Below are 12,866 nucleotides of genomic sequence, written 5' to 3'. Positions count from 1 at the left end.
TATAGTTTCAGTGCGAATCCATTGATCCATAGTGCGGTTTTGGTCTAATCGCGCTTTTATGGATCACTTTCTCTACCGCGACGGCGCGCTTTTCGCCGAGGATGTCCCGATCTCCGAAATCGCAGCCGCGGTCGGAACCCCGTTCTATGTCTATTCGACTGCGACCCTTTTGCGGCATTTCAAGCTGTTCGATGACGCGCTTGAGGGCTCCGATCACCTTGTCTGTTATGCGATGAAGGCGGCCAGCAATCAGGCGATCCTGAAAACGCTGGCGCAGGCGGGTGCTGGAATGGACGTGGTCTCGGGCGGGGAATACCTGCGCGCTAAGGCCGCCGGTGTGCCGGGCGACAAAATCGTCTTTTCGGGCGTTGGCAAGACGGCGGATGAGATTCACACAGCGCTGACCGGTGGTCTCCGCCAGTTCAACGTCGAATCCGAGCCCGAGATGGAAGTGATCAACGCGGTAGCGACGGAGCTGGGTGTGGTTGCGCCGATCACCGTTCGGGTGAACCCGGATGTGGACGCCAAGACCCATGCCAAAATCGCAACCGGCAAGTCCGAGAACAAGTTCGGCATCCCGATCTCGCGCGCGTCCGAGGTCTATGCCCACGCGGCCTCGCTGCCGGGGTTGGAGGTGATCGGCATCGACGTCCATATCGGCTCGCAATTGACCGAGTTGGAGCCGTTTGAGCTGGCCTATACCAAAGTCGCCGAACTGACCGAGCAGTTGCGTGCAGAGGGTCACAATATCCGCCGCCTCGATCTGGGCGGTGGGCTTGGCATTCCCTACACCCGCTCAAACGACGCGCCGCCTTTGCCGTTGGAATATGGCGCGCTGATCAAGAAAACGCTGGGCCATTTGGGCTGCGAGATCGAAATCGAACCCGGTCGCCTGATCGCGGGCAATGCCGGTCTGATGGTCAGCAAGGTGATCTATGTGAAATCTGGCGAAGGGCGTGATTTTCTCATCCTTGACGGCGCGATGAACGATCTGATCCGCCCAGCCATGTACGAGGCGCACCATGACATCGTTGCGGTACAGGAACCCGCAGCGGGAGTGGAACAACAGCCCTATGACATCGTGGGCCCGGTTTGCGAATCCGGTGATACTTTTGCCAAACAGCGCAACATGCCGCCGCTTGCGCCGGGTGATCTAATCGCCTTCCGCAGCGCCGGGGCCTATGGCGCGGTGATGGCCAGCGAATACAACACGCGCCCCCTGATCCCCGAGGTTTTGGTGAATGGGGATCAATTTGCCGTAATTCGTGAACGCCCAAGCTTTGACGAAATCATAAACCGCGATACCATACCTGAGTGGCTCTGACGCGGTAGGCGCGCGGGCCAACACCCGGAGGCCCGCTTTGAGCGACAAACCAAACCTGCCCGTTCCCCGTCTGTCCGTGTGGATGACACATGCCGGATTGCTGGCCGAGCAGGTTTTGCGCGCGTTTTGGCCGTTTTTCTCGGTTTTGATGGCTGTTTTGGCCGCGTTGATGCTGGGTCTGCATGATGTTGTGCGGGTTGAGATCGTGTGGGGCGCAGCTGTCGTCGTAGCCATTGCGCTGCTTGTCAGCGCGATCTGGGGGATTCGGCAATTCCACCTGCCATCACGAGCCGAAGCGCTGGCCCGATTGGATGAAACCCTGCCCGGGCGTCCGATTCAGGCATTGATGGATGATCAGGCGATTGGTGCGGGGGATGCGGATTCGGTTGCCCTCTGGCAGGCGCACAAGGCGCGGATGGCGGACCGTGCCGCGCAAGCGCGCGTTGCCAAACCCGACCTGAGACTGGCCTCGCGCGATCCTTACGCTCTGCGCTACGCAGCTTTGCTGGCGCTGGTGGTCGCAGCCCTGTTCGGTTCGTTCTGGCGGATTGGCTCGGTGGCCGAGATGGCCCCCGGAACTGCAGTGGCGGGGCAAGGACCAACATGGGAAGGTTGGGTCGAACCCCCACGCTATACCGGACTGCCGACTCTCTATCTGGCCGATCAGACGGGTCCCACGCTGTCGATCCCTCAAGGCAGTCGCGTTACTCTGCGTTTTTATGGCGAGGTCGGCGCGCATAGCCTGACCGAAACAAGCTCTCCCTTAGGTGCCGAGGCCGCGACCGAAACTGAGCAGGATTTCACCGTTGCCCGTTCAGGCCAGATGCGCATTGATGGCCCCGCAGGACGGGATTGGATGGTGGACGTCATTCCCGACACCCCGCCGAGCATTGCGGTTGCTGATAAGGCCGAAGCCGAGGCAGGCGGGCAGATGAAGCTGCCCTTTACGGCTTCGGATGACTATGGGATTGTCTCTGGCTCGGCGGTTATCGAGTTGGACATGGCCTCGGTAGATCGTCGCTATGGTCTGACGGCTGACCCTGAACCGCGCGAGGTGATCGAGGTCGAATTGCCAATGCCGATCACCGGAGACCGCGCGGATTTCACCGAAGATCTTATCGAGGATTTCTCACAGCACCCATGGGCGCATCTGCCGGTTCGCATCACGTTGATGGCGCGCGACGCCTCGGACCAGGAAAGCACGTCCGAGCCATATTTGACCGATCTACCTGCGCGCCGATTCTTTGATCCCCTGGCGGCTGCGGTGATCGAACAGCGCCGCGATCTACTCTGGTCGCGGACCAATGCGCCGCGTGTGGCCCAGGTTCTGCGGGCGATCTCGCACCGGCCCGAGGAACTGTTTCGCTCCGATACCGCCTATCTGCGCTTGCGAGTCACCCTGCGGCGGTTGGAAAACTTCAACGACTACGGTTTGAAGGATAAACAACAGGCCGAGATCGCGCAGGCCCTTTGGGATCTGGCGGTTTTGATCGAAGAGGGCACTCTGGCTAATGCGCTGGAGCGGATGCGCCGGGCGCAGGAGCGTCTCACTGAGGCGATGCAAAACGGGGCCAGCGATGAGGAAATCGCTGAACTGATGCAGGAACTGCGAGAGGCCACGCAGGATTACCTGAACCAGTTGCAGCGTCTTGCGCAGGAAAACGGCGACAGTGATGAGCGCCAGTCCGGTCAGAATGGCGAAAGCATGCAAATGACGCAGGACGATCTGCAGGCCATGATGGATCGCATTCAGGAATTGATGGAACAGGGCCGCATGGCCGAGGCGCAGCAGGCGCTGGAAGAGTTCCAGCAGATGATGGAGAACATGCGTGTCACCCAAGGCCAGGGGCAGGGTGGTCAATCCGAGGGGCAACAGGCCATGGAAGGCTTGGCCGAGACTCTGCGCGAACAGCAAGGCTTGAGTGATCAGGCATTCCGCGATCTGCAGGAACAGTTCAACCCCGGCGCTCAGGCCGGAGAAAACCAGGGCAATGAAGGCCGCAATGGCGGTCAGGGCCGTGGCGAAAGCCACGAGGGTCAGGGCGGTCAGGGTCAGGGTTCGGATCAGGCTGGTGAAGGCCAACCTGGTGAGGGGTCTTTGGCGGATCGGCAGCAGGCCCTGCGGCAGGAACTGAACCGACAGCAACAGGGTTTGCCAGGTGCAGGCACCCCCGAAGGCGACGCGGCGCGCGATGCGCTGGGCCGCGCGGAAGGTGCCATGGAAGAGGCGGAAGAGGCGCTGCGCGGCAATGATCTGGCCGAAGCGATCGACCGGCAGTCCGAGGCGATGGAGGCTCTACGCGAAGGCATGCGATCACTGGGTGAAGCCATGGCGCAGAATCAGCAGAACCAATCCGGACAAGGCACCGAGGAAGGTGAGGCGCAAGCCAACAGCCGCGACCCGCTGGGCCGAAATCCCGGCGCGGCCGGGTCGATCTCCACCGATGACAACCTGTTGCAGGGTGAAGACGTTTACCGCCGCGCGCGTGAGTTGCTGGACGAAATCCGCCGTCGGACCGGAGAAACCGACCGGCCCGAGATCGAGCTGGAATACCTCAAGCGTCTGTTGGAACGGTTCTGAGCCGCTATATCGTTTCGTCTTAATCCTGAGACACGAATACCCTGCCACGCTTTCTGCGTTGTCGGGACATTCGTGTCACTTGGTATTTCAGGTAAAACCCGAAACGCTTTATTCCTGCGGCGCGCCTGCCCCGGCCTGCGTCTCAAGCCAGATACGGGCCTGATCAATCAAAGAGACGTAGGAGTCCAGCACCGGATCGGCTTGCGGCACGGCCTCACTGATCTGTTGCGCATTGCCATAGATCAGATACAGGATCACGCCGATGATCAGCATGACGGCAAAACCGCGCACGAAGCCACGGGATTGTTTGGCTGGGGGCGCGTCATCGCCCTCATCGCTCATCATGCCTGAATTGATGGTCTCAACGTCAGGAAGCTCATCCTTTTGGCCCGCATCCTCGGCGGTCTCGGTCGCAGTTGGGCGCTTGATCTGAAACTCGGGTTCGACAGAGTCTTCCAGCGCCAGATCTGGTTGCGTCTCAAGGCTGCTGCCTTCCTGAGAGCGCAGCTCCGCCTCACGCGCGGCCTCCTCCTTCAAAATGCTCGCAACGGCAGGGTCGACATTGCCGGTCTTGCCGCTATCGGGCGGAGTCTCATCAACAACCTCAACTTTTGTGTCGGGTTCAGGTGTCGGCTCCGGCTTAGCGTCCGGCTCGGCGGTGGCTTCAGGCGCGTCGGTAGTGGGTGCTGCGTCTTCCGGGTGCTTGGGCTGAAACCACGTCTGGTCACAGGCGGAGCACTGCACATCGCGCCCCTCTTCGGGGATAACCTCGTCCGGCACTTCGTACTGAGCGCCGCAATTCGGACATGTAAGTCTCATACTGCCTCCCCGGCCTGACGTTCGGCCCGATAGTAGTTTTTTTAGGGATGATATTCCGTTAAGACCCAACAGCAAAGGGCGTTTTCGGTTTCATGGGGCAAGTGTCGCCAATTGGACTCGGTGGAGGCATTGAAACCGCAGGCAAGCTCGGGCAAGAAGATCGGCAAAAGAACTGGGGACACCTGTGATCGAGCTAGAAAATGTCAGCTATACCTATGGCGACGGCGCATTGCTGAGCGATGTCTCAGTCAAATTGCAGCCCGGCTCGTTCCATTTCCTGACCGGACCTTCGGGCGCAGGTAAAACCACGTTGCTGAAGCTGTGCTATGGCGCGTTGTTGCCGACGTCGGGTCGGTTAAGCGTGTTTGACGAAGATATCGCGCGTCTGTATCGGGATCAGATGGCCCTGCTGCGGCGCCGGGTCGGGGTTGTGCATCAGGATTGCCAGTTTCTGGATCATATGACGCTGGCTGAAAACGTTGCCCTACCGTTGATGGTGTCGGGTCGCGCTGAGTCGGAAGAGCAGGACAACCTGACCGAGCTTTTGTCCTGGGTTGGGCTGGGCGCCCGATTAGACGCGCATCCACCTGAACTGTCGGGTGGTGAACGTCAACGCGCGGCTCTGGCGCGGGCCGTGATCTTGTCGCCGGACGTGGTGCTGGCGGATGAGCCGACCGGCAACGTCGATTGGGAGATGTCGCAACGGCTGCTGCGTCTGCTGATCGAGTTGAACCGAATGGGCAAGACCGTCCTGATCGCTACCCACGACCTGAGTCTGATCCGCGCGGCCAAAAGCCAAGTTCAAGCCCGCGTGTTGCGTATCTCGCAGCGCAAACTGCATCTGGCCGGAGCGGACTTATGAGCAATGGCGATATCCGCAACCTGCTGCGCCGGGATACGCGCGCGGACCGCGTTGTCCCTCCGACCGGGTACACCGCGCATCTGACCCTGTTTGTCTCGGGCGCAATGGCGTTTCTGGCGGTGTTTGCCCTGGCGCTTTCGCTCGCCTCGGGCCGGATCGCAGATCGCTGGGCCTCGGAGCTGGCGGGGGCTGCCACCTTGCGTATCAACGCCCCGACCGAGCAGATGGCGGCGCAGACAGAAACCGCGCTGACCGTTCTTGGCCAGACACCCGGCGTCGCCTCAGCCCGTGCACTGACGGCCGAGGAACAGGCCGCGCTGCTGTCCCCATGGTTCGGGCCGGACTTGCCGATTGAGACACTGCCGATCCCGCAACTGATTGAAATCGTTGAAGGCGAGCCGGGTCTCGACACGGCTGGTCTCCGTCTGCGATTGGGCGCCGAAGTACCCGGAGCGGTTCTGGATGACCATACCCGTTGGCGCGAGCCCTTAGTGGATGCGGCGATGTCCCTGCGACGGCTGGGCTGGGTCTCGATCCTGCTGATCGGTGGTGCAACCGCGGCTATGATCACGCTGGCGGCAAATGCCTCGCTTGCTGCGAATGCCAGCATCATCGCAGTGCTGCGGCAGGTGGGCGCGCGGGATCGGTTCATCGCCGGCGCATTTGTCCGCCGCTTTACCTACCGCGCCTTCTTTGGCGCATTTGTCGGAACGATGTTGGGGATGACGGGCGTTCTGCTCTTGCCCGACCCCTCGGACGAAGGCGGATTTCTGACCGGAGTAGGGTTTCAGGGGCTTGGCTGGGTGTTGCCCTTGCTGATCCCCGTTCTGGGCGCTGTGGTTGCCTTCTTCGCCACCTGGACCGCCGCCCGCCGCAAGTTGAAGGAGCTTTCCTGATGTCACAGGGCTTTCAATGGATCCGTTCCCTGATCTTCATGATTGTGATCTACGTTTGGATGCTGATCCTTGGAATCGTCTACCTGCCATATGCGATCTTCACGAAACAGGGCGCTTTGCGTGCATGCAAAACCTACGCGCGCAGCACGATGTGGTTGGCGCGATGGATGGTCGGCATAAGATGTGAGGTGCGTGGCACGGTACCCACCGGCGAGGTTGTCATCGGGGCCAAGCACCAGTCTTTCCTTGATATTATCATGATCTTCGACGCCATCCCGCATGGCAAATTCATCATGAAACGAGAGCTTCTCTGGACCCCGGTCATCGGAATGTATGCGCGTCGTTTGGGCTGCATCCCAGTCAATCGTGGTAAGAAGGGTGCGGCAGTGGCCAAGATGGTCAAAGACGTCGCCAAGGAATTCGCCGAACCCGGCCAGTTGGTGATTTACCCTCAGGGCACCCGCGTCGCGCCGGGCGTGTCCAAACCATATAAGGTCGGTACGGCGATCCTGTACAGTGGGCTGGGCTTTCCCTGCGTGCCGGTTGCGACCAATGCCGGCGTATTCTGGCCGCGCAGTGGTATCTTGCGCAAACCGGGGTTGGCGATCGTCGATTTCCTCAACCCGATTGAACCGGGCGTTGAACGGGACGCGTTTCTGAACCGTTTGGAAAATGTGATCGAGACACGCTCAAACGCTTTGATGAAAGAAGTGGGGTTTGATCCGGATGGAGTTCATTGAAGACACTCTGAGCCTAGAGGCGCTCTATGGCACGCCTGCTGCGCCGTCGTTGCGCAAGGTCGCGCACAGCCTGACGCCGCTCTACCGCCAATGGATCATGGCCTCGCGCCTATGTGTTCTCAGTACCGTTGGCCCCGAAGGCGTCGATGGCAGCCCGCGCGGGGACGATGGGCCCGTTGTTTTGGAGCTTGATCCCAATACGCTGGCAATGCCGGATTGGCGGGGGAACAATCGTCTGGATTCGTTGCGCAACATTGTTCGTGACCCGAGAGTCTCGCTGATGTTCATCGTGCCCGGCTCCAACACTGTGGTCCGCCTGAACGGGACGGCACGGGTATCTGTGGATCAAGGGTTGAGGGCGCGGTTCGAAAAGCAGGGCAAGCAACCGGCTACCGTGATTCTTATTTCGATTGCCGAGATCTACACCCAATGCGCCCGGGCCTTGCTGCGGGCTGGCACGTGGACCAGCGGCGATCAAAGCAGTGGATTGCCCACAGTTGGCGAGATCCTTGCAGAAGCCTCATCCGGTGAGGAAGGCGGCGCGCAATACGACTCTGAATGGGGGGCGCGCGCCGCAAAGACGATGTGGTAGGCACGGCACCTAGATAGCCTCTGCGCCAATTCTGGCCACTTTGGAAATCCAGCGATCGACGCTTCCTGGCTTTGGCTCGCTGGCCCCTGCGAAGTATGTGAACCGCGTTGGCTTGAAGCCGACGAAGCCGAGTATCTGATCGCGGACTTGCCGGATCAGTGCTTGACGGTAGATCAGGCGCATGAACCAGCCGGGCGTGTCCGAGGTCAGGATGACGCGCGCGGTGCGACCCGTCAGCATCGGGGCCGGAAAGCCCAGCTTGGTGGTGTTTCGAGTATCGAAGGTTCGTCCCGGGATGAACATGCGATCAATTAGGCCTTTCAGCTTTGCAGGCAGGCCACCCCACCACATAGGCGCGGTCATAACGAGATGGTCGCTCCATTCGAAATCTTGCAACAGCTTCTCAAGCTCGGGCTCAAGAGGTTTGAACTCGTGATAGTTGCCCTGTCCAAAATCGAGATCGAACTGAAGGTCGCTCAGATGGATCAGGCGGACTTCATGACCGTTCTGGCGCGCAGCGTCGCCGTAGGTTTTCGCAAAAGTACGGGACAGGCTGCTTTCGGCAGGGTGTCCGTCGAGGATCAGGATTTTCTTGGCGTGCATGGGATGTCTCCTAAAAATGACCGTGGTCAGTTTATTAGGTATAAAAATGACCATGGTCAATATAAAATTTGACCGCGGTCAAAAAACATGCAATCTGGCCTCATGCAAAAGACAGTCCAGAAACGCACGTTGAAAACCCGCGCCCGCCTGATGGCGGTGTCGGAAGAGTTGATACAGAAAAGCGGGTATGAGGGCCTTCGGGTGGAAGAGGTGGTGCAAACGGCCGGTGTCGCCAAGGGCACCTTCTTCGCGCATTTCCGCGACAAGGACGCGTTAATGGAGATCCTGATCGCGGACAGATTGAATGCGTGTCTGGATCAGGCCGAGGCAGGGCCATCACCCAAAACCGTCAGGCAGCTCATCGCAGCTTTGGAACCGGTCCACAGCTTCATGATGTCCGAGCGGTATGTCTTTGATCTACTGATCCGGTATTCCGGCGCAACCGCCATCGCGGATGTTGGGCCGATCGCCTATTGCTTTGAGCGGTATTTCCGGGTGGTGATGATGTGGTTGGACGCATTCGAGATGCGCAAGGATTTGCCGTCCGAACTATTGGCCGAAGGTGTGCAGGCCTTTGCGATTCAGGCCATGTCTCTCAGGTTCTGTGCGTTGCACTCGGCAACAACCTTCACCGACAGGCTTGAAACTTACCTGAATGCCTGGCTGACCCCGACAGGCTGATCGCTGCCGGGGTCAGAGAGCTTTAGCTGTGAATTGGGCCGTCACCACAGGCCAGAGCGGCCTCACGCACGGCTTCCGAATAGGTCGGGTGGGCGTGGCAGGTCAGGGCCAGATCTTCGGCTGACGCGCCGAACTCCATCGCGACGCAAACCTCGTGGATCAGGTCGCCCGCAGCGGGGCCGATGATATGCGCACCCAGAATCCGGTCGGTTTCCTTGTCGGCCAGAATCTTGACGAATCCGTCAGAGGCAAAGTTGGCCTTGGCCCGGCCATTGCCCATGAACATGAACTTGCCAACCTTGTAGGCGCGGCCCTGTTCTTTAAGCGTCGCTTCGGTCTCACCCACATTGGCAACCTCGGGCCAGGTGTAGATCACGCCGGGGATGACGCCGTAGTTCACGTGGCCGCGCTTGCCTGCCACCTGCTCGGCTGCGGCCATGCCTTCGTCTTCGGCCTTGTGGGCCAGCATCGGGCCTTCGGTGACGTCGCCGATCGCGTAGATACCCGGCACGTTGGTCTGCCAGTCCGAGCCGACCTTGATCTGACCGCGCGGCGTCATCTCGACACCCAGCGCATCCAGCCCCAACCCGTCCGAGTAGGGCTTGCGCCCAGTGGCGACCAGGACGGTATCGGCTTCAATCACATGTTCACTGTCATCCTTGAGCAGCTTGTAGGTGACTTTCGCTTTGGTTTTCGAGGCTTCGGTCTTTTGTACCGCCGCACCCATCACAAAGTTCAGGCCCTGTTTCTTGAGGATACGCTGGAAGGTCTTCTGTACCTCGGGGTCCATGCCCGGCGTGATCTCCTTGAGGAATTCGATCACCGTCACTTCAGCACCCAGACGGCTGTAGACCGAGCCCAGTTCCAGACCGATCACACCGGCACCAATCACCACCATCTTTTTCGGGATCTTGCCCAGCGACAGCGCCCCGGTTGAGGTCACGACGACTTTCTCGTCAACTTCAACGCCCGGCAGGGCCGACGGCTCGGAGCCTGATGCGATGATGATGTTCTTGGTGTCGTGAACCTCATCACCCACTTTGACCTTGCCGGCAGCCGGGATCGACCCCCAGCCTTTCAGCCAGTCGATCTTGTTCTTTTTGAACAGGAACTCGATGCCCTTGGTGTTGCCCTCGATCACCTCATCCTTGTAGGCCTGCATCTGTTTCCAGTCGACGGATGGAGATTTGCCCTTCAGGCCCATCTTGGCAAAGTTATGCTCGGCCTCGTGCAGTTGATGAGAGGCATGCAACAGCGCTTTGGACGGGATGCAGCCCACGTTCAGGCAGGTGCCGCCCAGCGTCTCACGCCCTTCGACAACGGCAGTTTTCAGACCCAGCTGGGCGCAGCGGATGGCGCAGACATAGCCGCCGGGACCGGCTCCAATTACGATGACGTCATAGCTGGACATTGAGGGCACTCCTTGGTGTGTCTTGGCCGCATCCTGGCGCGGCGTACTAAGCTATAGGGCTAGCAGGTAAAGGTAGATCGTCGCAAGAAACCCAGCCATCCACACGATAGTGCGCAGGAAGGGAACCGGGATTGCGAAGGCGTAGACCGGAACGAAAACGACACGCGCGATCAGAAAAATCTGCGCGGCTAGCAGCGATCCGGAGGTGAAGGCGTCCTTGGCGGACAGGATCAGAACGGCAGGGGCAAACAGGGCCATGGCGACGACCGAATTGGTCAGAGCCCGCTCGACCCGGCCCGCAACGCCGGTCAGGGCGGGCATATCATCTCGTGCGCCACCCAATGTCATCAACCCGACCTGCGACATGGCTGTCAGCACATTCAGCAAAACCACTACGACGATCAGAAGGCCGTACAGAGCAAGAATGGAAAGTTCGGAAGACATGACGAGTATCCTTTTTCAACCAGAGTCCGTTTGTCGGTTAGCATTCTCTGACATCAATAGCAGGCGCGCTTCACGTGTATTTGCGGGACTGTGTGCGGGGTGGTCCCGCACACAGCAGAGTTTTTACGGTAAGACCGGGTCCAGAAGTTTCACCTGGATATGGGCGACCCCACCGCGTTCGAGATGCATGGCCAGTTCTTCCGAGTCGAAGAAAGCGCGGGCTTTTTGTATGTCATCCACTTCGAACATGGCGATGGCGTGATCCTTTTGATCGGGGTCACGCCAGACATGCAGGTCGTGGATACCGGCGGCCTGGCGCATCGCGATGTCTTCGCGAAACACCTTCAGCCAGGCATCAAAGTCGGCCACATCGGCTTGCCACAGAACATGCGTTGCCATGATTACAGATCCATCAGTAGGCGGCGCGGGTCTTCCAGCGCCTCTTTCACGCGGACAAGGAAGGTCACCGCGCCTTTGCCGTCAACGATCCGGTGGTCGTAAGACAGCGCCAGATACATCATCGGACGGATCACAACCTGACCGTTGATCGCCATCGGGCGGTCCTGGATCTTGTGCATGCCCAGAATACCCGATTGCGGGGGGTTCAGGATCGGCGAGGACATCAGCGAGCCATAGACACCACCATTCGAGATGGTGAAGGTGCCGCCTTGCATCTCGGCCATGCTCAGCTTGCCGTCACGGGCGCGTTTGCCTTTCTCGGCGATGGCCTTTTCGATCGCTGCAAAAGACATCGAGTCTGCATCGCGGATGACCGGAACAACCAGACCTGTGGGTGTACCGGCGGCGACACCCATGTGGACGAAGTTCTTGTAGACGATGTCGGTGCCGTCGATCTCGGCATTCACCTCGGGCACTTCTTTCAGCGCATGGCAGCAGGCCTTGGTGAAGAAGGACATAAAGCCCAGACGTACGCCGTGCTTCTTTTCGAACTGGTCCTTGTACTGGCTGCGCAGGGCCATCACCTCGGTCATGTCCACCTCGTTATAGGTGGTCAGCATGGCAGCGGTGTTCTGGCTGTCTTTCAGGCGCTTGGCGATGGTCTGGCGCAGGCGGGTCATCTTGACCCGTTCCTCGCGCGCGGCGTCATCGGCGGCCACAGGCGCGCGCGGCACAGGTGCCGGAGCCGGAGCGGCAGCAGGCGCGGGTGCAGCAGCCGTTGCCACGGCGCGGGCCACGTCTTCTTTCATGATGCGGCCATCACGTCCGGTGCCAGAGACTTGAGTGGCGGACATACCGGCCTCGGCCATGGCTTTCTCTGCCGACGGAGCGTTGGCGACATCTTTGCCGGTTGCTGCTGCAGCCGGAGTTGCCGCGGCGGCAGGGGCGGGTGCTGGGGTGGCGCCTGCGCCTGAGCCCGAGATCACGGCCAATTTGGCCGAGGCATCCACAGTTGTGCCTTCGGGCGCAACGATTTCCGCCAGAACGCCAGCGGCAGGGGCGGGAACCTCGACCGAGACCTTGTCGGTCTCCAGCTCACACAGCATCTCGTCCTGCGCGACCGCGTCGCCAACCTGTTTGAACCAGGTCGAGACGGTGGCTTCGGTGACCGATTCACCCAGTGTGGGCACCATCACATCAACACTGCCACCCGACGCTGCCGGAGCGGCCGCAGGGGCGGGCGCTGCTGCTGCCGGAGCAGGGGCCGCGCCTTCGCCTTCGGCGATGGTCGCCAGCAGGGCGTCGACGCCCACGGTCTCACCTTCGGCGGCAACAATCTCGCCCATGACGCCAGCGGCGGGGGCGGGGACTTCGACAGTCACCTTGTCGGTTTCAAGCTCACAGAGCATCTCATCCACGGCAACGGCATCGCCGGGTTTCTTGAACCAGGTTGCAACCGTGGCTTCGGTAACAGACTCGCCTAGCGTGGGAACACGAACTTCAATGGTCATCGT

The 12,866-nt window shown here is 60.1% G+C and carries 13 protein-coding genes; 7 read left to right on the top strand and 6 right to left on the bottom strand.

The window, feature by feature from the left end; all coding sequences use genetic code 11:
• Positions 1-58: 58 nt before the first annotated feature.
• Positions 59-1,324 (top strand): diaminopimelate decarboxylase, encoded by a 1,266-nt coding sequence (gene lysA / locus ACP15L_RS11885; RefSeq protein ID WP_425084317.1) that lies wholly within the window; start codon positions 59-61, stop codon positions 1,322-1,324.
• Positions 1,325-1,361: 37 nt separating this feature from the next.
• Positions 1,362-3,905, top strand: a complete 2,544-nt coding sequence (locus ACP15L_RS11880; RefSeq protein WP_425084316.1) for a TIGR02302 family protein — start codon at positions 1,362-1,364, stop codon at positions 3,903-3,905.
• A 108-nt stretch (positions 3,906-4,013) separates the two neighbouring features.
• Here ACP15L_RS11880 and ACP15L_RS11875 read toward each other — a convergent pair whose 3' ends face one another.
• A complete protein-coding gene (locus ACP15L_RS11875; protein WP_425084315.1) occupies positions 4,014-4,724 on the bottom strand; it encodes a zinc-ribbon domain-containing protein in 711 nt (236 codons plus the stop codon).
• A gap of 184 nt (positions 4,725-4,908) precedes the next feature.
• On the opposite strand from ACP15L_RS11875, the gene ACP15L_RS11870 reads away from it, so the two are divergent.
• The 4 genes from ACP15L_RS11870 to ACP15L_RS11855 are packed head-to-tail and all read left to right on the top strand — an operon-like array spanning position 4,909 to position 7,814.
• The gene (locus ACP15L_RS11870; RefSeq protein WP_425084314.1) at positions 4,909-5,586 is read left to right on the top strand and encodes a cell division ATP-binding protein FtsE; all 678 of its coding nucleotides are present in this window, start codon (positions 4,909-4,911) and stop codon (positions 5,584-5,586) included.
• Entirely contained in the window at positions 5,583-6,482 is a 900-nt protein-coding gene (locus ACP15L_RS11865; protein ID WP_425084313.1) for a cell division protein FtsX, read from the top strand. The genes ACP15L_RS11870 and ACP15L_RS11865 overlap by 4 nt, the downstream gene beginning before the upstream one ends.
• A complete protein-coding gene (locus ACP15L_RS11860) occupies positions 6,482-7,222 on the top strand; it encodes a lysophospholipid acyltransferase family protein (protein WP_425084312.1) in 741 nt (246 codons plus the stop codon). Before ACP15L_RS11865 ends, ACP15L_RS11860 begins: the two co-directional genes overlap by 1 nt.
• Positions 7,209-7,814 carry a pyridoxamine 5'-phosphate oxidase family protein gene (locus tag ACP15L_RS11855; RefSeq protein ID WP_425084311.1) on the top strand — a complete coding sequence of 202 codons (606 nt, stop codon included), beginning with the start codon at positions 7,209-7,211 and terminating at the stop codon, positions 7,812-7,814. Before ACP15L_RS11860 ends, ACP15L_RS11855 begins: the two co-directional genes overlap by 14 nt.
• A gap of 9 nt (positions 7,815-7,823) precedes the next feature.
• Here the strand turns inward: ACP15L_RS11855 and ACP15L_RS11850 are convergent, their stop codons facing one another.
• The gene (locus ACP15L_RS11850) at positions 7,824-8,417 is read right to left on the bottom strand and encodes an NAD(P)H-dependent oxidoreductase (protein ID WP_170553580.1); all 594 of its coding nucleotides are present in this window, start codon (positions 8,415-8,417) and stop codon (positions 7,824-7,826) included.
• A gap of 102 nt (positions 8,418-8,519) precedes the next feature.
• On the opposite strand from ACP15L_RS11850, the gene ACP15L_RS11845 reads away from it, so the two are divergent.
• Entirely contained in the window at positions 8,520-9,098 is a 579-nt protein-coding gene (locus ACP15L_RS11845; RefSeq protein ID WP_425084310.1) for a TetR/AcrR family transcriptional regulator, read from the top strand.
• Between the two features lie 22 nt (positions 9,099-9,120).
• Here the strand turns inward: ACP15L_RS11845 and lpdA are convergent, their stop codons facing one another.
• The 4 genes from lpdA to odhB form a co-directional block, all read right to left on the bottom strand.
• Positions 9,121-10,509: a dihydrolipoyl dehydrogenase gene (lpdA, locus tag ACP15L_RS11840; protein ID WP_425084309.1), complete on the bottom strand. Its 1,389-nt coding sequence runs from the start codon at positions 10,507-10,509 to the stop codon at positions 9,121-9,123.
• 51 nt (positions 10,510-10,560) lie between these two features.
• Complete coding sequence (locus tag ACP15L_RS11835) at positions 10,561-10,953, bottom strand: MAPEG family protein (protein ID WP_170469016.1); 393 nt, start codon at positions 10,951-10,953, stop codon at positions 10,561-10,563.
• A gap of 123 nt (positions 10,954-11,076) precedes the next feature.
• Positions 11,077-11,352 carry a hypothetical protein gene (locus ACP15L_RS11830; protein WP_170469015.1) on the bottom strand — a complete coding sequence of 92 codons (276 nt, stop codon included), beginning with the start codon at positions 11,350-11,352 and terminating at the stop codon, positions 11,077-11,079.
• 2 nt (positions 11,353-11,354) lie between these two features.
• Positions 11,355-12,863: a 2-oxoglutarate dehydrogenase complex dihydrolipoyllysine-residue succinyltransferase gene (odhB, locus tag ACP15L_RS11825; RefSeq protein WP_425084308.1), complete on the bottom strand. Its 1,509-nt coding sequence runs from the start codon at positions 12,861-12,863 to the stop codon at positions 11,355-11,357.
• Positions 12,864-12,866 lie beyond the last annotated feature (3 nt).

Origin of the sequence: Ruegeria profundi (assembly GCF_049800715.1) — a bacterium.
Classification (GTDB): Bacteria; Pseudomonadota; Alphaproteobacteria; order Rhodobacterales; family Rhodobacteraceae; genus Ruegeria; species Ruegeria profundi_A.
Note: the sequence above shows the minus strand (reverse complement) of the source record. Positions and strands in the feature narration are given on the sequence as shown.

Excerpts from the sequence above, each read along its gene's own strand:
- lysA (WP_425084317.1), top strand. The coding sequence starts at position 59 with ATGGATCACTTTCTCTACCGCGACGGCGCGCTTTTCGCCGAGGATGTC.
- ACP15L_RS11875 (WP_425084315.1), bottom strand. The coding sequence starts at position 4,724 with ATGAGACTTACATGTCCGAATTGCGGCGCTCAGTACGAAGTGCCGGAC.
- ACP15L_RS11865 (WP_425084313.1), top strand. The coding sequence starts at position 5,583 with ATGAGCAATGGCGATATCCGCAACCTGCTGCGCCGGGATACGCGCGCG.
- ACP15L_RS11860 (WP_425084312.1), top strand. The coding sequence starts at position 6,482 with ATGTCACAGGGCTTTCAATGGATCCGTTCCCTGATCTTCATGATTGTG.
- ACP15L_RS11855 (WP_425084311.1), top strand. The coding sequence starts at position 7,209 with ATGGAGTTCATTGAAGACACTCTGAGCCTAGAGGCGCTCTATGGCACG.
- ACP15L_RS11850 (WP_170553580.1), bottom strand. The coding sequence starts at position 8,417 with ATGCACGCCAAGAAAATCCTGATCCTCGACGGACACCCTGCCGAAAGC.
- ACP15L_RS11845 (WP_425084310.1), top strand. The coding sequence starts at position 8,520 with ATGCAAAAGACAGTCCAGAAACGCACGTTGAAAACCCGCGCCCGCCTG.
- lpdA (WP_425084309.1), bottom strand. The coding sequence starts at position 10,509 with ATGTCCAGCTATGACGTCATCGTAATTGGAGCCGGTCCCGGCGGCTAT.
- ACP15L_RS11835 (WP_170469016.1), bottom strand. The coding sequence starts at position 10,953 with ATGTCTTCCGAACTTTCCATTCTTGCTCTGTACGGCCTTCTGATCGTC.
- ACP15L_RS11830 (WP_170469015.1), bottom strand. The coding sequence starts at position 11,352 with ATGGCAACGCATGTTCTGTGGCAAGCCGATGTGGCCGACTTTGATGCC.
- odhB (WP_425084308.1), bottom strand. The coding sequence starts at position 12,863 with ATGACCATTGAAGTTCGTGTTCCCACGCTAGGCGAGTCTGTTACCGAA.